This is a genomic window from Chloroflexota bacterium, from assembly GCA_023475225.1.
GTDB lineage: Bacteria > Chloroflexota > UBA6077 > FW602-bin22 > JAMCVK01 > JAMCVK01.
In genome coordinates this window covers 32,119-53,175 of sequence record JAMCVK010000035.1, presented here as the reverse complement: position 1 = coordinate 53,175, position 21,057 = coordinate 32,119, and the positions used below count along the sequence as shown (strand labels likewise).

The 21,057-nt window shown below is 53.5% G+C and carries 19 protein-coding genes; 10 read left to right on the top strand and 9 right to left on the bottom strand.

The window, feature by feature from the left end:
* The 5 genes from dcd to M1136_08310 all read left to right on the top strand — a co-directional run bounded on the left by dcd (position 1) and on the right by M1136_08310 (position 4,446).
* Complete coding sequence (dcd, locus tag M1136_08330) at positions 1–570, top strand: dCTP deaminase (protein MCL5075639.1); 570 nt, start codon at positions 1–3, stop codon at positions 568–570.
* A 55-nt stretch (positions 571–625) separates the two neighbouring features.
* Complete coding sequence (locus M1136_08325) at positions 626–2,371, top strand: radical SAM protein (GenBank protein MCL5075638.1); 1,746 nt, start codon at positions 626–628, stop codon at positions 2,369–2,371.
* 18 nt (positions 2,372–2,389) lie between these two features.
* On the top strand, positions 2,390–3,199 hold the full coding sequence (pgeF, locus tag M1136_08320) for a peptidoglycan editing factor PgeF (GenBank protein MCL5075637.1): 810 nt from the start codon (positions 2,390–2,392) through the stop codon (positions 3,197–3,199).
* 29 nt (positions 3,200–3,228) lie between these two features.
* The gene (locus M1136_08315; GenBank protein ID MCL5075636.1) at positions 3,229–3,945 is read left to right on the top strand and encodes a YggS family pyridoxal phosphate-dependent enzyme; all 717 of its coding nucleotides are present in this window, start codon (positions 3,229–3,231) and stop codon (positions 3,943–3,945) included.
* A gap of 237 nt (positions 3,946–4,182) precedes the next feature.
* Positions 4,183–4,446 (top strand): YggT family protein, encoded by a 264-nt coding sequence (locus M1136_08310; GenBank protein ID MCL5075635.1) that lies wholly within the window; start codon positions 4,183–4,185, stop codon positions 4,444–4,446.
* Here M1136_08310 and M1136_08305 read toward each other — a convergent pair.
* From M1136_08305 to M1136_08295, 3 genes are all read right to left on the bottom strand, one after another.
* Positions 4,390–4,695: a DUF167 domain-containing protein gene (locus M1136_08305; protein ID MCL5075634.1), complete on the bottom strand. Its 306-nt coding sequence runs from the start codon at positions 4,693–4,695 to the stop codon at positions 4,390–4,392. The two genes, M1136_08310 and M1136_08305, sit on opposite strands and share 57 nt — an antisense overlap.
* A 19-nt stretch (positions 4,696–4,714) precedes the next feature.
* The gene (locus M1136_08300) at positions 4,715–5,323 is read right to left on the bottom strand and encodes a polysaccharide deacetylase family protein (protein MCL5075633.1); all 609 of its coding nucleotides are present in this window, start codon (positions 5,321–5,323) and stop codon (positions 4,715–4,717) included.
* A 415-nt stretch (positions 5,324–5,738) separates the two neighbouring features.
* On the bottom strand, positions 5,739–6,455 hold the full coding sequence (locus M1136_08295; GenBank protein ID MCL5075632.1) for a cytochrome c biogenesis protein CcdA: 717 nt from the start codon (positions 6,453–6,455) through the stop codon (positions 5,739–5,741).
* Positions 6,456–6,639: 184 nt separating this feature from the next.
* Here M1136_08295 and M1136_08290 point away from each other — a divergent pair, with 184 nt between their 5' ends.
* The 4 genes from M1136_08290 to M1136_08275 all read left to right on the top strand — a co-directional run bounded on the left by M1136_08290 (position 6,640) and on the right by M1136_08275 (position 10,538).
* Positions 6,640–6,969, top strand: a complete 330-nt coding sequence (locus M1136_08290; GenBank protein ID MCL5075631.1) for a cyclic-di-AMP receptor — start codon at positions 6,640–6,642, stop codon at positions 6,967–6,969.
* Between the two features lie 225 nt (positions 6,970–7,194).
* Positions 7,195–7,518, top strand: a complete 324-nt coding sequence (locus tag M1136_08285) for a hypothetical protein (GenBank protein MCL5075630.1) — start codon at positions 7,195–7,197, stop codon at positions 7,516–7,518.
* 74 nt (positions 7,519–7,592) lie between these two features.
* Positions 7,593–9,491, top strand: coding sequence for a 1-deoxy-D-xylulose-5-phosphate synthase (gene dxs / locus M1136_08280; protein ID MCL5075629.1), 1,899 nt, complete (start codon positions 7,593–7,595; stop codon positions 9,489–9,491).
* Positions 9,492–9,503: 12 nt separating this feature from the next.
* Positions 9,504–10,538, top strand: coding sequence for a polyprenyl synthetase family protein (locus M1136_08275; GenBank protein ID MCL5075628.1), 1,035 nt, complete (start codon positions 9,504–9,506; stop codon positions 10,536–10,538).
* Positions 10,539–10,569: 31 nt separating this feature from the next.
* Here M1136_08275 and hemW read toward each other — a convergent pair whose 3' ends face one another.
* Together hemW and M1136_08265 are read right to left on the bottom strand one after the other, a co-directional pair.
* Positions 10,570–11,742 (bottom strand): radical SAM family heme chaperone HemW, encoded by a 1,173-nt coding sequence (hemW, locus tag M1136_08270; GenBank protein ID MCL5075627.1) that lies wholly within the window; start codon positions 11,740–11,742, stop codon positions 10,570–10,572.
* A 45-nt stretch (positions 11,743–11,787) separates the two neighbouring features.
* Positions 11,788–15,741 (bottom strand): hypothetical protein, encoded by a 3,954-nt coding sequence (locus M1136_08265; protein ID MCL5075626.1) that lies wholly within the window; start codon positions 15,739–15,741, stop codon positions 11,788–11,790.
* A gap of 662 nt (positions 15,742–16,403) precedes the next feature.
* Here M1136_08265 and M1136_08260 point away from each other — a divergent pair.
* Positions 16,404–17,138 carry a metallophosphatase family protein gene (locus M1136_08260; GenBank protein MCL5075625.1) on the top strand — a complete coding sequence of 245 codons (735 nt, stop codon included), beginning with the start codon at positions 16,404–16,406 and terminating at the stop codon, positions 17,136–17,138.
* Between the two features lie 236 nt (positions 17,139–17,374).
* On the opposite strand, the gene M1136_08255 is transcribed toward M1136_08260, so the two are convergent.
* Genes M1136_08255 through M1136_08240 form a run of 4 tightly spaced genes read right to left on the bottom strand, consistent with a single transcriptional unit; the run spans position 17,375 to position 21,053 of the window.
* Positions 17,375–18,148, bottom strand: coding sequence for a sugar phosphate nucleotidyltransferase (locus M1136_08255; GenBank protein MCL5075624.1), 774 nt, complete (start codon positions 18,146–18,148; stop codon positions 17,375–17,377).
* A 25-nt stretch (positions 18,149–18,173) separates the two neighbouring features.
* The gene (locus M1136_08250) at positions 18,174–19,142 is read right to left on the bottom strand and encodes a lysylphosphatidylglycerol synthase domain-containing protein (protein MCL5075623.1); all 969 of its coding nucleotides are present in this window, start codon (positions 19,140–19,142) and stop codon (positions 18,174–18,176) included.
* A gap of 20 nt (positions 19,143–19,162) precedes the next feature.
* Positions 19,163–20,095, bottom strand: coding sequence for a class I SAM-dependent methyltransferase (locus M1136_08245; protein ID MCL5075622.1), 933 nt, complete (start codon positions 20,093–20,095; stop codon positions 19,163–19,165).
* A gap of 22 nt (positions 20,096–20,117) precedes the next feature.
* Positions 20,118–21,053, bottom strand: coding sequence for a glycosyltransferase family 2 protein (locus M1136_08240; protein MCL5075621.1), 936 nt, complete (start codon positions 21,051–21,053; stop codon positions 20,118–20,120).
* Between the last annotated feature and the right edge of the window lie 4 nt (positions 21,054–21,057).

Sequence of the window (21,057 nt, the reverse complement as noted above, 5' to 3'; positions counted from 1 at the left end):
ATGGTATTAAGTGATAGAACAATCAGGGAAGAGATTAGAAAGGGACATATCATAATCGAGCCGTTTGACCCGAAGTCTATTCAGCCATCCAGCATTGATCTTCATTTGGACAACAAGTTCCGTGTTTTCCGAAACTCGCGTTACCCCTATATTGATGTTCGCAAGAATATGGATGATCTGACAGACCTGGTCGAGGTGCCAGAGGATGTACCATTCATCCTTCATCCCGGGGAATTCGTTTTGGGCAGCACATTTGAGTATGTAGCTCTCCCCACTTACCTGGTTGCCAGGCTGGAGGGCAAAAGCTCCCTCGGCCGATTGGGACTTTTGATCCACTCAACCGCTGGTTATGTGGATCCCGGTTGGTGCGGCAATTTGACCCTTGAGCTCAGCAATGTCGCTAACCTGCCAATTACGCTTTACTATAAGATGAAGATCGGCCAGATTTCATTCTTTCGGATGACCACCAGTGTCGAGAAACCTTACGGTTCCAAAGGCCTCCAGAGTAAATATCAAGGGCAGACGGGCCCAACGCCTAGTCGTTTCTATCTCAACTATGAAGATAAGTAAGCATCGCCGTGGAGGTAGCCTTCGAACTTGAATAATAGACAAGTTAAGGCCTGAGGTGAGCTGGGAACGCATTGCTAAGGCGAGGCGTAGGCTCGCACGAGAGGTGGGAACCATCAGCAAGGACTGGGGCGGACGGATACCGATCGCCCTTGTTTATCCAAACTCTTATTATGTTGGAATGTCCAGTTTGGGATTCCAAACGGTCCACGGATTACTTAATCGTCAGGACAATATCGTTTGCGAGCGTGCCTTTTATGATCCCTCCGACCCTTCGTCTCGGGAGGAACCTCTTCTCTCGCTGGAGAGCCAGCGTGAATTGTCTGAGTTTGCTGTTATCGCCTTCTCCGTATCTTTCGAACTCGATTACTTTAATGTTATCTCATCTCTTAGGGGGGCTAAGATTCCCCTGTTGGCTGAGGAGCGCACTGAGGCTCACCCATTAGTAATGGCCGGTGGACCATGCGTCTTCGCTAATCCAGAGCCACTAGCCCCTTTTTTCGATGCGCTCATCATAGGGGAGGCCGAGGCGATCTTACCGGGTGTTATATCTGAGTTGGAGCACCATATCAGTGACCGAAGAGAGGAATTACTGGCGGCCCTGGCTAAGATTCCCGGCGTTTATATCCCGAAATTTTACGAGGTTGAATATGCCACTGATGGCTCTATAGCCTCAATAAAACGGAAGCGCAGGGCGATTCCTCTGCCTGTCCAGCGACAATGGGCCTTAGATCTGGACGACTTCGCCACCACCTCGGTGGTGCTCACGCCTGATACGGAGCTGGGCGATATGTACCTGATAGAGATCGCCCGCGGCTGTAGCCGGGGCTGCCGTTTCTGCCTGGCCGGTTATTCTTATCGCCCTATGCGCGAACGATCCGTCGCCCGCCTTTTAGAGCAAGCTAAAGATGGGATGCGCTATCGTCGGCGCATAGGGCTGGTAGGGGCTGCGATCTCCGATTATTCTGCCATTGGTGAGCTGTCCACCGGGTTGCGTAGGTTGGGAGCAAAAGTGGCCGTCGCCTCCCTGCGCATCGATCCGCAATCTGAACAACTTCTTAACGCCTTAGTAGAGAGTGGCATACGAACAATCACCATCGCACCGGAAACTGGCTCTGAGCGTCTCCAGAGATTGATCAACAAAAATATCTCCATCGATGAGGTCTTACGGGCTATTGACCTGATCGCTCACTATAAAATAGATAGAGTGAAACTATATTATATGGTCGGTTTGCCGACAGAGACAGAGGAAGACGTCAAGGAGGTATCCAAACTGACCCTGGCCATAAAGAGGCGGATTGAAAAAGGGGGAGCCGCACCTAATCTTACAGTGAACCTCACCCCTTTTGTACCGAAGGCCCAAACGCCTTTCCAATGGCTACCAATGCTTCCCAGCGAGGAGATGACTGAGCGCATCCACCTGATCAAGATGGGATTGAAGGGACAACAGGGTATCGTGATTAGGGTGGAAAGTCCGGCCTGGGCTACCGTTCAAGCAGCGCTGGCACGAGGGGATCGGCGTATGGCTAGGGCCTTGTCTGCAATCCACGAGGTATCAACCACCGCCTGGGTTAGAGCAATGAAGGAGAGCGGGCTTGACCAATCGTTCTACACCACCCGTCAGCGCCAAGACAATGAAGTGTTGCCTTGGTCAACGATTGATGTGAATGTCAGCAAAGCATTTTTGCGTCGCGAATTAGTCGAAAGCGAACGGCTACTGGTTACAGATCCGTGTCCAGCAAGGGGATGCCGGAAATGTGGTGTCTGCCCACCCGACTTCGCCCGGATTCCAGCCTACAATTAGTGATTGGAGACGACCAATTTGATTAGGCACCAAGCGGGTGACCTGGTCTATTTGCAGTTTGAGAATTTAGTGAGATACAAGGAGATCATTCACGCTATTTCCACGCGTCACGGCGGCGTCAGTAATGGAATATACAGGTCCCTGAATATGAGCTTCTCCGTAGGCGACGCAACAGATAACGTTGTGTCTAATCGTGCTATTCTATGCCGGGCTCTCAACATTCCAGCGGAGGCTATAGTGGTCCCTCAGCTGGCTCATAGCTGTAACGTTGCCGTAGTCAGCAGTAACGATAAGGGACAGGGCGCACTGAGAGGTGGGACCGGTATACCAGTAAGTGACGCCTTAATCACCGATAGCCCAGGTCTTTTTCTGCTGATCACCTTCGCCGACTGCGTACCTTTGCTGTTCTATGACCCGGTCAAAAGAGCGGTCGGCCTGGCTCACGCCGGATGGAAAGGTACGGTAAATCAGATCGCCCGTCATGTTGTGGGGAAAATGACTCAGGACTTTGGCACAGATCCAGCGGACTTGATTATTGGGATTGGGCCATCCATTGGTCCCTGCTGTTATGAGGTGGGCGATGAGGTTATGGCGCTCGTCAGCCGAGCCTGGGGTGACCACCTTGACGATGTTGCCCACCAGGTTGATGGGAGACGGCATTTGGATTTATGGAATCTCAACCATCATGCTATTCTTGAAGCAGGGGTCAACGAGACTCACTTAGAAGTGACTCGTATCTGCACCAGCTGTCGGGTTGGGGATTTTTTCTCCCATCGAAGAGAGCGTGGGCGTACCGGCCGCTTCGCGGCTATAATCGGGTTGCACTGACTATTTCAGTGGGATTGGGATATCGACTTATGTGGGACATTGAGCAGAACCTGCGGGACGTACGCCGCCGAGTGGCGCTGGCTGCCCAAAGGGTGAGTCGCGATCCAGATGAGGTGACTATCGTCGCTGTAACCAAGGCCATCGATGTCGAACGGATCATGTTGGCTTACAAACTCGGCCTGCGCCACTTTGGGGAGAATCGTGTGCAAGAAGCTCAAGCGAAGGTCACCCTTTTGAGGTCGCAGATTCCTACCAGTCCAACCGCGCAGACAGATATACATTGGCATATGGTCGGACACCTTCAAACAAATAAAGCTAAAGCGGCCGTAAAGCTCTTCGACTTCATTCACTCTGTAGATAGCCTGAGGCTGGCCACAGCTATCAGCGATTGCGCCCTGAAGTTAGGACTAATGGTGCCTATCCTCCTGCAAGTGAATATATCCGGTGAGGCCACTAAATTTGGGTTTTCAGCGGAGGATGTGCCAGCGGCCGTATCTGAAATCGCCTGCTTGCCTGGTATCCAGATTAGGGGGTTAATGACTATAGCTCCCATCGTGGCTGATCCTGAAGATGCCCGTCCTATCCTTCGTCGTCTCCGTGAGCTGCGCGATGAGTTGAGACAAGCCTTCCCCGCGCTTAGGTGGTCCCATCTCTCTATGGGAATGACCGACGATTTTGAGGTAGCTATCGAAGAAGGTGCTACCTTAGTCCGCTTAGGACGGGCCATCTTCGGATCGCCCCGTTGAAATCAGGGGGCAGCCGTACTACAATGTCAGTCATCTTAAGCACACAATCGGGAGTCCCGACGGGCCTGGTTCTTTACCTGAGTTAGAGGGTATCACCAGTCAGGTGCTACCCTTCTCCCATCGAGGGTAGTCGAGAGGGGAAATCCCAAGAGAAGACGACTTGGGGGTTAGCTGCCATAGAGATGCCACCGATATAGAGGTAAAGATTTAGCCGATGTGCTGAAGGGGGTGAGGGTAATGACGACCTGGTTCTACAATTTTATAGATCTCCTATTTAATGCTTTGACTATAGCGATCCTGGCTAGGGCTCTTCTGTCCTGGTTTGGGATTGGTCCGGAGAACCCGCTAGTGCGTCTTCTCTATGAGGTTACAGAACCAATCCTGGCTCCGTTACGGCGCGTGATTCCACCACTAGGGATGATCGACATCACCCCTATCGTTGCTCTATTCCTGCTCATGTTTTTGCACCGTCTTATACTCGCTTCGCTGACTGGGTTTTAAGCGCTCGAGGAGCTGTTCCTCACTCAGGATGGGCACGTTGATAAGTTTATCTCGCCCCCTCGCACCGTGCAAAATCACGATATCCGGCTGACTGAGGCATAGTGCCTTAGCCAGCAACTCAATCAAGGCTTCGTTTGCCCGTCCCTCAATCGGTGGCGCAGTCACCTTAACTTTCAGGATCCCCTGCTCGAAGCGCTCTATGCTATTCCTCGACGAGTTGGGTTGTAGGCGTATCTTGAGCTTCGCCATTTGTTTGTAGTATGCAGCCTTACTCTAAAACTTGCGAGAGAGTGCCGAAGCGATATCCCTTGGCCTTTATCCCCTTGATGATTTCAGGCAAGGCCTGAGCAGTCTTTTCTAGTGCGGCATGGTTGATGACGATGGTACCCCCTTTGACATTGTTGACCACTCTTTGGATCACACTCTGGGTGGTAGAATCATTGCGCCAGTCAGTGGAATCTAGCGTCCAGTAGATGCACTGATAGCCCTCTCTGGATAGTAGTCTGAGAAGGCGTTGATCGTAGGCACCGAACGGGGGGCGAAAATAGGGCTTGGGGCTAATCCCGGTGAGGCGCCGTATCACCTCCGCGGTACGCTTTATTTCGCTCAACATCTGTGCCTCGCTCAGTTTAGTGAAGTTTGGGTGAGAGTAGCTATGGTTTCCCAGTTCGTGTCCATCAGCCACAATTTGTTTTAAGAGGGCTGGATTCGCCTCAGCCCATTCCCCTGTGGTGAAGAAGGTGGACTTAATACTGTTCTGGCGTAGTATTTCCAGGACGACAGCCGTACTGCCGGGTGCACCTCCGAGATCAAAGGTGAGGGCTACATAAGGGGAATTCGGATTACCCCGGACTATCACCTTCGCCTCGGTCGGCATTTGTATAGGAAGGCCATCGGCTGCGGGCGCGCTCTTTAGTGTAGCTGTTGCGGTGGGCAGTGGGATTGGTGTGCTCACGGGCGAGGGGGTCGGAGACGGGGTTGTGGGGGAGTTAGGAAGTGGGGTGGCAGTAGACTGCGGGATGGATGCTTCCCTAGGAGGCCGTAGACCTGGATAACTCTCGGTTGGTTCTGTAATTCCAGATACAGGCATATTGTTTGTGGATGTGGAGAGAGCTGTTGGCATCGCTGTAGGATAGCCTGAGAGTGTGCGGCATCCCAAACCTAAGGATAGGGTCATACACAAGATGACGATGAAATTAATAGTGTAAAGTCGTAATCTCATTTAGCTGCCCTTTGGTGACATCTGATTATCCTTCATCACTTACCTTGTGAACCAAATGGGGCAAGATAGCCTAAAATGAAATTCCAAAGCTGATCAGCGACGATAGCCATGACAATTGGTCGGTGAGGATGAGCAGTCCCAAAGCGATCAGAAAAAATCCTGTTACGAAAGGCATAAAGCGAAGCCGATTTCGCCACTGGCCTACCAAGCGGACAGCGGCACTTAGCCACAGGGCAGCCAGTAAAAAGGGGAAGGCCAGTCCTAAGGAATAAACGGCCAGCAGAGTGCTACCCTGCCACACTGTCTGTAGTGTACCAGCCAGAAGCAGGATAGCCCCAAGCGTCGGCCCAACACAGGGCGTCCAGCTGAAGGCGAAGACGGATCCCAGGAGAAAGGAAGTCAGGTAGCCATGGGATAATTCGTGTCCGAAATGGAGGCGTTTCTCCTTGGAGAGCGCCGGAATCTGTAATAGCCCGGCCACTTGGAGCCCCAGGATGATTAGGATGACCCCACCTATTTTTCTGATGATCGGTATATAACCGTATATGAGATAGCCAAGGAAACTGACCGAGGCACCAAGACTGATGAAGATGAGCGAAAAACCGGCCGCAAATAGAAGGGTATGTAGGACAGCTGCCATCCTTTTGTAGCCCTGCTCATCGGTGAGAGCTGAATCAGCCAGGTAGCTAATATATACAGGTACAAGCGGCAGAAAACAGGGCGAGATAAAAGAGAGCACGCCGGCAGCAAAAGCGATGGCTATTGGCAGGATGGGTTCCGTTGTCACAAAGATTCCTCCGCTAATCAACAACAGGTTATGATATTAAGTCCAACCCACTATTTACAAATAGTAGTGGAGGGGGAAAGGAACTGTCAAGGGCACTTGCGCAGGATTCATTTATGTTATATATTGCCTTTGCTCGCATCAATGGAGGTAATGGATGGTCCGGCCCAAAACAGAGGCTTGACTGATGAAGCTGGTTATGGCCATCGTCCATGAACAGGACGCACACAAAGTGCTTGATGCTCTCGTGTCCAAGCGCTATTCCGCAACTGGCATTGGGAGCGTAGGCGGCTTCCTGCGTAAGAAGAATACTACCGTTCTGGTCAGTGTGGAGGCGGAGGAGATAGAAAATGTGATCGATATAATTCGAGAGATCTGCCGCGCTCGCACAGAGGTTTTCTACCCTCCCCCACCAGTCCTGACTACGGTCGAAGGCTATGTGCCAACACCCATCGAAGTGAAAATTGGGGGAGCAATTATCTTCGTTATAGACATAGAATATTTCGAGCGTGTCTAAGCCTCACTTGTTCCGGATCAAGCCCAAAATCATTGACACTATGCACCGGGCGGACTAAAATGTGACTGTACGGAAAGGTGAGCACCTTCCTTGCTAATTTAAGGAATGTCCCAAAATGTCAGGCCAATAGCTAAAGCGATCATCCCCGGAGGTAAAGTTTATCCTCGTTACTAATTCAAGCGTCAAAATCCAGATACGCCCAAATTAAGGGCAAGGAGGAGCAGGATGCCAGAATGGAACCTTGAAGAATTGCACTATTTGCGCCAGTATCGCACCCCCCATTCTGAGGGATATCTGATAATGCAGGATGAAGAGCGCCTTGGCCGTGTTGAGCTGCATTTCGCCTCCAACGTAGTCTATGGTACGCTGATCGTTGAGCGCGAAATGGGTGAGGACGAGATCGCTGACTTGGTTGATAAGATCGATGATGACCTGGTGATGTCTGCTGATGTGACCCGTGAGGATTTTGTTGTATCCGTCTACCAGGGACGTGACCTGGGCTTGTATAGCGATGAGTATTTTGAGGAAGAAGAGGAAGAAGAGGAGTAGTCCTATTATACGTGCCCGGATGCTATGCTGACGTTCTTCAGCAATCATGCCCTCCAAGGAGGTCTGCCCATCTCATGGCCAGGTTACTGGATAGTATAAACGAACCGGCTGATTTAAAGCGTCTGACCACCGGAGAGATAGAGAGGCTTGCCCGTGAAATAAGAGAGGAGCTAGTCGGCACAGTTTTCCAGACAGGTGGGCATTTAGCTTCTAACCTGGGTGTTGTGGAGCTAACCCTTGCTCTGCACTCTGTCTTCAATAGCCCAAAAGATAAAATCGTTTGGGACGTTGGCCATCAGTGTTACGTGCACAAAATGCTGACTGGGCGCAAGGATAAGTTTCATACTATTAGACAGTTCTCCGGACTCAGCGGTTTCCCTACGCCTAATGAGAGTCCCCATGATGCCTTTGGTACTGGCCATGCGAGCACTTCTGTATCAGCTGCGTTGGGTATGGCTGTAGCGCGTGATCGCCTGGGGGAGGACGGCTATGTCATCGCCGTCATTGGAGACGGGGCCTTGACAGGTGGGCTGGCCTTCGAGGGGTTGAATAACGCCGGACATTCCGCCAGCAGATTGATTGTAGTGTTGAATGATAACCAGATGTCGATATCACCGAACGTGGGCGCCTTGGCCAAATATTTGGGTCGCCTTCGCACTGATCCCCGCTACTATCAGGCTAAGAGTGGGTTGGAACATACCCTGATGCGGTGGCGTTTTGGGAAGAAGAGTCTTGATGCCTTAAAAGCAGTAAAAAACAAATTTAAAGGGCTACTAATCCCTACAATGATGTGGGAAGAGCTCGGCTTCACTTATATTGGCCCGGTGGATGGACACAATATCGGATTACTGCAAGAAACCCTTCAGCGAGCGAAAACGCTTCAAAGGCCAGCCTTCGTGCACGTTTGTACCGTGAAGGGGCGAGGATACGATCCGGCGGAAAAAGACTCGGTGAGGTTTCACGGGGTGCCACCGAACGGTGGCCCAAAGAGCAATGTTCCCAGCTACACCAAGATCTTCGGTGAGACTGTCGCCAGGATTGCTCGTGGCGATCCAAGGGTAGTGGCCATAACAGCCGCCATGGCCGAGGGTACCGGATTAGTCCGCTTTGCCCTGGAATTTCCCCAGCGCTTCTTCGATGTTGGAATAGCAGAGGGACACGCGGTCACCTTCGCTGCGGGATTAGCCAGCAGAGGCATGAGGCCCATTGTGGCCATTTACAGTACCTTTTTGCAACGGGCTTACGATCAGATAATTCACGACGTGTGTATGCAGGATACGCCCGTCGTGTTCGCCATTGATCGGGCAGGGATCGTTGGGGATGATGGTCGTACTCACCAGGGAACGTTTGATCTGTCTTATCTACGTGCTATTCCCAATCTGGCTATTATGACGCCGAGGGATGAAAATGAGCTTCAGCATATGCTTTGGACAGCACTCAATTATGCTGGGCCAGTGGCCATTCGCTATCCTCGGGGAGATGGCATTGGTGTTCCTCTCGATGATGCTATGAAGCTTCTACCATGGGGACGAGCGGAGATACTCCGTCAAGGGGATCATCTGGCTATCCTGGCCGTTGGCTCGACCGTCTATCCAGCCTTAGCCGCGGCTGACATCTTAGGACGTCATGGCCTTTCCTGCGCCGTCGTGAATATGCGTTTTGTTAAACCACTGGATACGGACCTGATCATACATATGGCCAGACGTTTCCATCGCCTGGTTACCATCGAAGAGAATGCCTTGGCCGGTGGGTTTGGTAGTGGTGTCCTTGAGATCCTGGAGATGAGGGGCTTGTTGAGCCAAACCATTGTCAAAAGAATAGGCATTCCCGATGAGTTTGTGGATCATGGCCCACAAGATGTGCTCCGCGAGAAGATCGGACTGACCCCCCAGGGCATCTCCCAGACCGTAAGGAACGCCTTCCCTGATCTACAACGGTTGACCCCTATCGCCATCGTCAGCCACCGCACATAAGTAAACCCTAGCATGCTGAGTCTTCAAGGTATCCTGGCCAAATACGAGTCAGAACTAAACAGAGAGATTGCTGCCTGTATACCATCCCCAGGGGAAGCAGGACAGCTCTACAGCATGCTCCATTACCATTTAGGTTGGGTCGATAAGGATTTTCGGCCGCGGCAGACCGAAGGTGGCAAACGGATTCGACCATTACTCTGCCTGCTTTCTTGTGAGGCCAGTGGGGGCGATTATCACCAAGTGCTACCTGCGGCGGTGGCTTTGGAACTGGTGCACAACTTCTCCCTGATTCATGACGATATCCAGGATGCCAGTCATGAGCGACGTCATCAACCCACCGTGTGGAGTATTTGGGGTGTACCTCATGGCATCACGGCTGGTGATACTATGTACACGCTGGCCTTTCTGGCGATGAGACGGCTCTTGTTACGTGGCGTAGAACCAACCTTGGTCTTGGAGGCGACGCAAGACCTTGCTCAAGCCTGCCTGCAGCTTTGTGAAGGACAATATTTAGACATCAGTTTCGAAGAAATGATGAACATAAGCAGTGAGTCCTATATCTCAATGGCGGCAAAGAAGACCGCTGCCCTCTTGGGCTGCGCCGCTAAGTTGGGGGCCTTGATAGGCAGCAAACAGGAACCGCTGGCCGAGCTTTATCGCCTCTTCGGAACAAAGATCGGCATCGCTTTCCAAATTAGGGATGATCTACTGGGAATCTGGGGTGATGAGAAGGTCACTGGTAAACCTAAGGGCGATGATATTCTCCATAAGAAAAAGACCATCCCGCTAGTTTATGCCTTAGAGAAGAGCACAGAGGAGCAACGCCACCAACTATTTGAGATCTATCAAAAGGATACGCTAGGTGGTGATGATGTTACGAAAGTGATCGCCCTCCTCGAGAGGTTAGGGGCCCATCGCCATGCTGAGGAGGAAGCCAATGCCTGGTATCAAGCAGCCTTAGTTGAGCTGAACAGAGCAGCCCCTCAGGGCTGGGCTGCAGACCAGCTCAAGCAGCTAGCGGCCTTCCTAGTATCTAGAACCTATTAGGCGTGCCGATAAAATGTGTAGGTCATCCTATCTATAGTAAGAATAATACAAATACTTCATTGCTGAGCAACCTGCCTCTAGCTGTTAATCTAAGATAGTTTTGCTCTGTGCTGAGTAGTCCCAAGCCCTCTGCTTGCTGAATCGCCTCGCCGTAAATATCTTGCAATCGCTGGTGAAATCGCTCCTCAAAACGATCAACGCTGAGGCCCTCGCTAAGCCTGAGCCCTAAAATGATCGTTTCGGTCATTTCTAAGCGTACATCTATATGCTCCAAATGGGCCACCGCTGACCGGTTATGTCGAATGTTTTCGACATATTCTGGTGGCCAGAGCACATTATAATAGCGGCGACGTCCGAGGCATGAATGAGCACCTGCCCCCAGCCCCACATATGGTTCGTTGTACCAATACACCAGGTTGTGTCGACAGCGCTTGGGATGATCTGGACAAAGCCTGGCCCAGTTAGAGAGCTCATAATGCTCATAACCGTACTCCTCTAACAGGTGCTCTGCAAGCTCATACATCTCCGCAACTGTGTCATCCACTGGCAACGCGATTTGGCCGCTATGCACCGCGTAGCCAAGGGGTGTATCCGGCTCTAGTGTTAAAGAGTAAAGCGATAGGTGATCTGGGGCGAGGGACACAGCCCTGCGCAAATCCGCTTCCCAGCGGGAGAGATCCTGTCCAGGGAGGCCATAGATCAGATCCAGGTTTACGTTATCAAAACCCGCTGAACGACTGAACTCATAGGACAGCAATGCTTCCCTAGTTGTATGCGTTCGGCCTAGTAATCGCAATAGCGTATCATCGAAGCTTTGGATACCCAGACTGAGCCGATTGATGCCAAGAGATCTCAGTCGATGAAGGTAGGACCGGTTGATTGTACCTGGATTGGCCTCCAGGGTGATTTCGATGTCATCGGCCGAGCCGAGCAATCTTTGGCACGTCGTCAAGATATGGGCAATCTGTCGCGTATCCAGAAGGGAGGGGGTTCCACCACCAAAATAGATAGTGCCCATTGGCAGGAGGGATTGATACGGTTCTGTTCTGAGCATTTGGGCTACGATGGAAACTTCACGGCGTAAGGCTTCAACGTACCCCTCTTTGAGCCCGCACAATCCCACATAGGAATTGAAATCACAATAAGTGCACTTTTTAAGACAAAACGGTATATGAATGTAGAGCGCCAGGCGTTTCTCGGACATTCCCACCGACCTCTGGTTACCTTTACCGGTAAGGTTAGCGATAGCTTATTTATGTAAAACCTTATGCCTCGAGGAGTTATTCAGACAATAGCCGTACCTGTTCAGGCTCTGGGGGTTCTGGTAATCGGGAACTACGGTATCGGGCTGGGTGAAGCGGCCGAGCAGCGCACTGTATGGCCTGGTGGAGTACCAGTACAAGCCCGTGGATAGGTCCAGCGTCTGCCCGGTGAACCTTCGGTCGGTGGGCAAGTTCGCGCCCCCGGAGCGGGTCTGACCATAGGCTGTGTAGGTGATCGAGTCCACGATATTCCCCCCAGCGTCACTCACCCTCACCGTGCCCCCCAGATGGTCGCTATGTACATAGTATAGCACCCCATCCCGGCGCAGGGCAATCAGCCTATTTAAAGACCCCAGGGTGGCATAGTAGTACTTGGTTATCTTCTCGCTTGTGTCCTGCCCGTTGCCCACGTTGCGCTGGTAATGCCTCCCCACGTAGTGGATAGTACCATAGTCGTCCACCCTTTTCACCCTCGCCCCATCCCCATCGTAGGCGAAGCGGGCGACGAACTGGTAGCCCGCGGCATCGCCTGAGACCTTGACCAGGCGGTTCTCGGCATCGTACTTCAGGTACCAGTTGCCACTCCTGACCATGTTGCCGTTGCCATCGTAGCTGTAGCCGACACCAGCAAAGGCGCTCACCCCGTGGACGGGCGGGTTCCCGTAGGTGTAGAGGGAACCGTTCTGGCTGGTGATGTTGCCGATCTGGTCATAGGCGAGGGTTTCCAGGTCGGCGCCGTTGGTGACCTTCCTCTTGGTCGGCCGGTCCAGGTCGTCGTATTCGTAGGTGAAGTCCTCGCCAGCAGCCAGGTCCTGCCACCTTGTCAGGTTGCCCAGGTTGTCGTAGGCCTGCTGCAGCTCCTGGATGGTGGGCAACCCGGCCTTGCTCGTGGCGATGCCCTTGAGCGCCCCGTAGGGGGCGCCCGCCGCGTCCAGCCCAGTACCATAATACGAAAACGTGGTCGTCGCCCCACTGCCCAGGGTCAAGACCTTGGGCTTGAGCAGCTGGTTGTAGGTGGTGCTCGCTAGATAGCTTACACCCGTGCTGCTGGCGATGGCTACAAGCTGGGCCTGCTCCCCATAGGTGTAGGTGAGCGTCTCCCCATCAGGATAGACCAGCGTCTTCACTCGATCCATGGCATCGTAGCTCCACTGGGTGGTATAGAGCTGCCCATCCGTCCAGTGCTCCTCCGTAAGCATACGGCCACGCTCGTCGTATGTCCAGCGGGTATGACCCGCGGCATCCCACATCTCGGTGCGCCGCCCCTTCGGGTAGCCTCGATTCACATTGTCAGTGTAATCGTCGTAGCGGTAGAAGACCCTGGCCCGCAGGTCAGGGACGCTTGTGCGCCCATCGTAATCCTCCAGCCAGCTGCGCAGGTCCTGGGGGTCCTGGGCGCTGATCAGCCGATAGCCCGTCGGCGGGGCGACGATGGGACCACGACTGAACTCAGGGATGATCCCCAGATTGCCCACCGTCCAGAGGTTCTGCATGGCTGAGCGCAGCTCGTTGAAATGCAGGCCGCGCACCTTCACCCCCTGGCCGGCCACGATGGCCGCGTCACTGAAGGCGAACTCCCCCCGCTGCGCCGCGACGTGGGCCGTGCCCACGGCCGAGCGCAGCTCCATCAGATCGTAGACCGAGGGTTTGCTCACCCCAGCCACGATCTCGCTCACCCAGTGGCTCTCCTCCACCCCGTTAACCGTCCAGCGCATAGGGTAGTAGCGGCGCTTGGGGCGGTTCAACTCATCATAGGTGAAGGTGATGGTCTGCCCCCGGGCATCGGTCTGGCTGGTGAGGTTGCCGGCCAGGTCGTACTCGTAGCTCCACCAGTAGGAGGCATCGGCCGGATTGTTGCTGCCACACCTATCGGGGTCGTGCATCCTCACCCTCTGCCCCAGGGGATTGTACCCCATCTTCGTGACGTTGCCGGCCTGGTCGCTCACCTGAACCAGGTCGTCGAGCACATCGTAGCTGTAGGTGGTGGTGGCGTAGAGGGTGACATTGGGGTCAGCGCCGCTGTACTCCTCCACCTTCACCAGCCGGTCGAAGGGGTCGTTGATCAGGTCGCGGCGATGGTTCTTCTCATCCACCACAACCGTCGTGCGCCCCACATAGTAGCACTTCTTGGTCGTGCCCTCGGGGTTGGTCACCTCACGAGGGCGGCGCAGACCCTCGTAGAGGTAGGTGGTCTTGGGCTGGCTTGTGTCAGGAGTGGTATAGTCCCAGGTGTTGCTGGCCGAGGGGTAGGGCACCGACTGGCTGGACTGGAGCCCCCGCCCGTCGTAGTTGGTATCCACGACGAGGGGGTTGGCCCCGGCGGCGTTCTCGCGGCGACTCTGCACCACGCGGCCCAGCCCATCGTACCAGGACTTCGTCTCATAGACGCTGCTGCCCGACTCCCGCCGCTTGGTGGTGATGGTGAAGCGTGGTGGCGGCTGGCTCGGGTTGTGGAAGTAAACGTATTCGATGGTGGGTGGGGCCGGCGACCCATCGCCGGGCCTCCTCACCTTGATCAGGCGCTTGAAGGCGTCGTACTCGTAGGTGGTCGTCTGCCCGTTGATGTCGGTGACGCTGGTGGGCCGGCCGCTGGCTGGGTCATAGGCCCTTGTCTCCACCTGGTTTTTAGCGTTGGTGATAGTGGCCAGGAAAGTGTGGTAGGTAGCATCATAGGTGGCGCTGGTCTGGTTGCCCCGCCCATCCTGCTCTCTGATCAGGTTGCCGTAGGCATCGTACCAGTAGTCCGTAGAGGAGTTCTTGGACTCGTCGCCCATATAGACCCTCTGCACCCTGGTGAGGTCCCCCTTGCTGGGGGCCACCCCCCAGCCCAATCCATCGTAGTAGTAGCGGGTCAAGCGCCGCTGGGTCTCCACCCCACTCACATCCTCCACCACCTCCTCCCACTGCTTTTTCTCCACGATCCAGGCATCCTGGTTGGCATAGTAGCTCGCCCGCCAGGCCCGATAGCGACTGCTCCCTTCCCCGTACTCCTCGCGCTTGGTACAGTTGCCGTAGGTATCGTAGGCGTAGTCGGTGCGCCGTGGCTTCCCGTCCAGCGTCTCGTCCAGCCGCGTCAGGCGGATGTGCCGGGCCTCGCCCAGCGTCGTCACGTAGTCCCAGGTGTTATCCCTGGACTGTAGCACGCTGCGGTAGTAAATCTTTAAGTTGGAGATGCGCCCGTGCCACTCATCGGTGGGATAGGTGTAGTCGTAGTGGTCGAAGATGGTTCTGGTGAAGAGACCGAAGGCCACCCAATCGGCCCCACCCGCTATCTCCACCACCTGGTGGCCGCTTTGCGGGCCAAACTGATCGCTGGCCCAGGCCTCCGGATGGTCGGGGTAGTCCATGGCGAGGATGAAGTGGGCGTTATTGTAGTTGCTCTCCCAATCGAACTCCACCCTGGTGATCACCGTGTTGGGTGGGGCGTGGTAGAGCTTGCCCCTATGCTCCATCGGGTAGTAGGTCGTGCCCCGGATAAGACCGATGTACAGCACCCCGCTCGTGCTGAGGGTGAACTTGCCCGGCGCATAGCTCCAGCCACCCCGGCCGTAGTCAGCGGCGGACAGGTCGCTGGCGTAATTGTTCACAGCGTAGGCGACCTCATTATCCTTGAGGGTGCCTTCCCTGTAGGCCCTCCCCTTGAGGAAGTTACAGTCCTCCTGCGACTTGCCGTTGGCCCCGGCGGCGGTATAGAACTTGCTGATCTGCCAGTAGCCAGCGCTGTCCACCGCCGCGACGTAATCGTGGCCGCGAAACTCGCCTGTAGTGTTATCCCGCCAGGCACAGGTGTACTTGAAATCGCGCACTACATCGCTGGTGCCCGCCCCGCCGCTATTCGTCTGCTTCAAGACGCGGTAGCGGTACTTCAGCCCCGCTGGGTTCATGGGCGTGTAGCGCTCATAGGCATAGGTGATCGTGCCCCCCAATAGGTCGTTGGTCACGCTCTTGAGGTGCAGCTTGCCATGGAGCCCGCTGCCGTAGGCGTCTAGGCCCTCGTAGTAGGAGAAGTGGACCGGTGGCAGGTAGTTGCCCGTGCTGACGCTGCCGTTTACGGCCCCTATGGGGCACGACCCATCGCCAGTGCGGATGGCCAGCGCTCTCCTTTCGAAGGGAGAGGGATAAGGCCAGGTTGGAGAGATAGATCGCTAGGGGAAACGCCCTTGCTGCTTATGAGGGGGTTGAAGGTCAACGGCCAGGTTGTCCTTCCCACAAGACCCTCCTAAGGGATGGGTGATAGGGTGCCCGTTCGCCCATTGCTTGAATTATATAAGCAGAGGGGAGAGTTGTCAAGGGGTTTGCTCGAGAGTGAATACCTCCCCCCAACCCCCTTCCAGGGGGTTCAAGGTAGCCCTGCGGGCTTTTTGTTGAAATAGGGGGGACACCCCCTGTGACCCCCGTCAGGAGGGCTTCGCCCCTGCACTCCCCGTTTTATAGGGGAAACCCTATGGGCTTTTTGTGTTCTGGGGCATATCCGAAAGACCCCTGCCAAAGGGATTGCGCCCCCTTGGAACCCCCGTTGTTCGACGTTCTCCTCCTCTGGTTGGCTGGAGGGGGAACCTTATGCTATACTGGCGGGGATTCCAACCGGCCCAATGGAGAAGGAATGCGAATCGCTATAATCTCGGATATCCATAGCAATCTGGCGGCCTTGGAAGCTGTACTCGCCGATGCGGGCAATTTTGAGGAGATCTGGTGTCTCGGCGATATTGTGGGCTACGGTCCGGATCCCAACGAGTGTATCGACATGATTCGCCGCTACCCGCATATAGCTGTGGCCGGTAACCATGATTGGGCAGCTGTCGGACTTGTGGAGACAGTCTATTTCAATCCTGATGCCGCTGCGGCCTGCCTCTGGACTGGCCAGCAGCTCACCATGAAGAATAAGGAATATCTGCGCAATCTTCCAGTGACACTCGAAAGAGAGGAATCGACCCTGGTTCATGGCAGCCCACGCGACCCTATTTGGGAGTATTTGTTGGATGAGGAACAGGCCAACGCCAATCTTCGTTATTTCCACACCAAGCATTGTCTGATTGGGCATTCCCATATTCCCCTGGTCTTCTCTTATGGAGATGAGGACAAGAACGGGGAATGCCAGATGATTGATCTGCCTATCAGTGGACGGTTAGACTTAACCCGGACGCAGCTTATCATTAATCCCGGAAGTGTTGGGCAACCACGCGATGGCAATCCTGCGGCCAGTTATGCCATCCTCGACGTGGAGCGTAGAATGCTCCGATTTCGCCGTGTATATTATGATACGCGCAAGACGCAGGAGAAAATGAGACTTCTAGGATTACCGCCTCGTCTGGCGGCCCGCCTCTCCTTTGGTTTATAGGGAAAAAGCCCTCATCTCCCCTACCCCCTTCTCCCGCCTTGCGGGAGAAGGGGGGATTATAACTAGGGCGGAGCCCTAGGACCCTCCCAGAAGGGGGCTTGCCCCCCTTCTGGACTACTCCCTCTCCAGCTGGAAAGGGGAACGAAGGTTTGGGGTACCCCAAACCCCTGCCTGCGGTGGGCAGGCCCGCAGAAAGGCTGCACCCCCTGGGAACCCCCGTTGTTGGATGATCTCATTTACATGGTTGACCCAAACTCTTCGATGGCCTGATTTAGCCCCTCCGGTGTGCCGACATCGATATAAATCCCCTCATCGAAGCGCACTGTTTGTATCCGTAAACCGCTTTCTACGACCCGCTGAAAGACATCGCTTAAGATAATTTCCTTGCCCTGGTAGGGATTTTCAGTCAAAAAGGCCCCCATAAGCTCGGTAAAGGCACGGGACCAGCAACCAACGCCCCACATATACTTCAAGGAGGTGTGGGCTGGTTTGTCCACAAAGCCAACCGCCATACCATCAGGGGCAATCTCAACCATGCCGAACTTGGCTGGTGTATTCGTCTTGAACACGCCCAGGGTCACTGCGGCAGTACCGTGTTCATGAGCATCCAACAGCTGGATGAAGGCATTCGCTGGCTGGATGATTGTATCAGGCATCCCGAAAATGACTGTCTCATCTGTTAGCCAATTTCTAGCCAGGTCAAGAGCCGCTGGCAGGCCGGTCAGCTGTTCTTGAAAGAGATAGGCGATGTCAATGCCAAATCGTTGCCCATTGCCATAATAGCGCATAATGTCATGTTTACCTTCGCCCAGGATGAAGAAAATCTTCCTCACCCCGGCTCTAATCATGTTATCAATCAAATATTGGCCTACAACTTTGGGCCTTCGCTGCATACACCCATTGACTAACATATCTTGATAGCCGATGGGGAACAGCTCTTTGTACCAGGGAAATGGCGCTAACCGCGTGCCTTGTCCAGCTGCTGGGATCAAACCCACGACCCTAGTCATCTCTACCGCTCCTCCTTAGAAACATCTAGTGATTGTCTAGAGGACCCCCTTCGGTGGCTATTAGAGAGTGATCTCCTCTCCTCTTAGCAATGTAATGTGTGAGTGCCAGCGAGGAGAGAACACTGCCCACCTCGCCAAGTGTCAGCAAGACCCTAAATAACAGGGCCACGACTATGGCAATGGATAAGGGTAAATAGCGGCTCAAGAGGAGGGATAGGCTGATCTCCCTAACACCTAAGCCACTCGGAGCAAAAAGTACTACTGAGCTGATCGTCCCCGCCACTACCCAAACGCTGATAATCTGCGGCAATTGTTGTACCTCCAGGGGGTAAATGGCCTTAGTTAAACAATACAGCACCACTCCGCCAAGAACCCAAGTCACAATGTAGATTAATAGACATCCTAAGATATCAGCGATTTTCATCTCTGGCAAGCTGGCACTCTGTCCTCTGTCCATTCTCCAAAAAAAGCGTCCCATAGCGCTCACTATTTTTGGGGAAGCGAGAATGAGTACGGACAACAGGGGCAAGACCATAAAGAAGCCTATTTGGTTATTTACGGTTTCAAAATAAAATGGGATGGTCAGAAGACTGAGCGATGCCCCTGACAAAATGATTAGGGCTATTTCGATGAAAGTACCCATCAAAGTGACCGAACGATGCACTCCTTGTTGGTTATATAGATACACCCGCCCGGCTACGTACCAGAGTGTACCTGGTATCCGCTTAGCCAAGGCTGCCTGAGCATAAATCTGCAGGTTCAACCAGAAGCCACAAGCTGCTCCTAATCCCCTGATGATCGAGCTCCATCCCCAGGCAAGCAGGAGAAAGGTAATTGGATAGAGCAGAAACGAGAATGATAAGTAAAGGTAATTCACTGCCCATTCGTACCTGGACAGCTCGTGCCAGCTCTGATATAAGCTGTATCCCAGGAATACGAAGGTCAGGGCGACCAATAAGGCTGTAATAACTCTTTGTTGAGTATTTTTGAGCAAAATGCCTCCCCACTCTGGCCTCAAGCCTGCATCCTACGACAAGATAGGGTGAGTAATGGTCCCTTCAAAAATCTATCTGCCAGGAAGAAATATGGCTGCAGTAGAAATCGCAGACCTTGTGAGAGAGGGCGATCAGCCCAAATATTCTTACCAGAACCCATGCGTCTTGTCTTCTCCTCGAATAGAAATTGAAGGCTGGTGATGAATGAATACCAACCCCCAAAAAAGCACTCCCTTTTTACAATCTTGAAGCCCGCCTCGGTCAACATTCTCTCAAGGGCATCTGATGGAAACAAGTACAGATGCCGTGGTATCTCCAGAAGGGCCCAATACGGGCCAAAGAGTCGGCTATCAACGCTGTCCAGGTTCGGTATCGTGAGCAGAAGCAGCCCATCTTCTTTTAAGACACGCTCTATCTCCTTCAAGCTGCCTGTGGGGTCGGGTAGATGTTCGAGTACATTCCACAAGGTGACCACGTCAAAATGTGCTGCTGGAAAACCAGCCTCTTCCAGCTGTCCCGCAAACACCGGTAATCCAAAATGCTGCCTGGCATAAGCGGCAGCCTCAGCATTCAATTCTACCCCGCAGACCTCCCAACCCCCGTGTCTGCGCATAGCAGCCAAGAAATCGCCGGTAGCGCAGCCAACATCCAGGAGTCTACCTTCTCTTTTCATCTTTAGCACTGCCCGACAACGTTTCTTCATCCCGTAACAGCGATTGAGTCGCAGGAACCAATTCTGTCTATCCGAATCACTTAGGTACTCTTTATAACTGTCTGGCGGATAGTACCTCTCTATCTCATCTCTACATGGTCGCGGGTTAAGATAGATGAGGTGACAATGCGGACACCTGACTAATTCAAAATCGCCCTCTAACCTGTATAATCTATCCCGTCCAGAGCAAAACGGCTCTCTTTCTGCTGAGCCACATAAATTGCAGTTTACGTTTTCCATCTCTGCATCTCATCCTAAGAGATCAAGAATCGTCCTTCGTCTCGCCGACAAATAAAGATTGCTCCTCTGCTATATGCCTGCCCTGGGATGAGAATAATCCTCTTCCGATTCCAGCCAGATAGGATAGAGCTCCTTTGAAATTACGTTTGGCCAGCTCACGCAGAACGACCCAAAGGGTATTGAATCCCAATTCAACCAACCCCCGGTGCCTTAAATGGAAGCGAACGCTACTTTGACCCATAACATACCACCATCTCGCCGGTTGCCTTCCCCTCTGCGTGCTAAGGGAAACTTTATGCCACATCTTCGCCTGAGGCACATAGATTATTTTATGGTTGGCTTGCCGTACCCGCTCGCAAAAATCCCAGTCGTCGTAGTACATAAAATAGCCAGGGTCAAAACCACCAACCCTTTCAAACACTCGCCTTCTCACCAGAAGTCCACAGCTAGGGGCATAGGCAATCTCGCGCAGCGAGGCATACCTTGGTCCATCGAGGGCATTGAGTCCAAGGAACACAATACCAGGCGGAAAGAGACGTCGCCTGGCGCCAGCGGACCAAATCCTTTCCTGACCGCCATAGTAGTATATCTTCGGCATAAGTATCCCAGCCTCAGGCATCTCCTCTCCTACTTGTACCATATTGGCTAGTAAATATCTGTCTAGAATAGTGTCATTATTAAGTATAAAAACGTAATCGGCACCACACTCCAGGGCTCGTCGAATGCCCACGTTATAGCCACGGGCGATGCCCAGATTATCCTCGTTAAGAATGAGTTCCACTGCGGGGAACTTTTCCCTTAGAAGAGCTGGGCCACCATCGGTAGAGCCGTTGTCAACGACGAGCACGTTGAAGCGTGGATAATCCAGCTGAAGAGCGGAATCGACACATTCAAGCATATCCTCTTTGTGATTCCAGGTCAGAATAATGACGTAGACCAGGGGCATACCCCGTATCACTTCA

Bases quoted from the DNA above. Each gene is read 5' to 3' on its own strand.
- hemW (MCL5075627.1), bottom strand. From the start codon at position 11,742: ATGTCCGAGAAACGCCTGGCGCTCTACATTCATATACCGTTTTGTCTT.
- dcd (MCL5075639.1), top strand. From the start codon at position 1: ATGGTATTAAGTGATAGAACAATCAGGGAAGAGATTAGAAAGGGACAT.
- M1136_08285 (MCL5075630.1), top strand. From the start codon at position 7,195: ATGCCAGAATGGAACCTTGAAGAATTGCACTATTTGCGCCAGTATCGC.
- M1136_08260 (MCL5075625.1), top strand. From the start codon at position 16,404: ATGCGAATCGCTATAATCTCGGATATCCATAGCAATCTGGCGGCCTTG.
- M1136_08315 (MCL5075636.1), top strand. From the start codon at position 3,229: ATGTGGGACATTGAGCAGAACCTGCGGGACGTACGCCGCCGAGTGGCG.
- dxs (MCL5075629.1), top strand. From the start codon at position 7,593: ATGGCCAGGTTACTGGATAGTATAAACGAACCGGCTGATTTAAAGCGT.
- M1136_08290 (MCL5075631.1), top strand. From the start codon at position 6,640: ATGAAGCTGGTTATGGCCATCGTCCATGAACAGGACGCACACAAAGTG.
- M1136_08245 (MCL5075622.1), bottom strand. From the start codon at position 20,095: ATGGAAAACGTAAACTGCAATTTATGTGGCTCAGCAGAAAGAGAGCCG.
- M1136_08305 (MCL5075634.1), bottom strand. From the start codon at position 4,695: ATGGCGAAGCTCAAGATACGCCTACAACCCAACTCGTCGAGGAATAGC.
- M1136_08310 (MCL5075635.1), top strand. From the start codon at position 4,183: ATGACGACCTGGTTCTACAATTTTATAGATCTCCTATTTAATGCTTTG.
- M1136_08300 (MCL5075633.1), bottom strand. From the start codon at position 5,323: ATGCCGACCGAGGCGAAGGTGATAGTCCGGGGTAATCCGAATTCCCCT.
- M1136_08275 (MCL5075628.1), top strand. From the start codon at position 9,504: ATGCTGAGTCTTCAAGGTATCCTGGCCAAATACGAGTCAGAACTAAAC.
- M1136_08255 (MCL5075624.1), bottom strand. From the start codon at position 18,148: ATGACTAGGGTCGTGGGTTTGATCCCAGCAGCTGGACAAGGCACGCGG.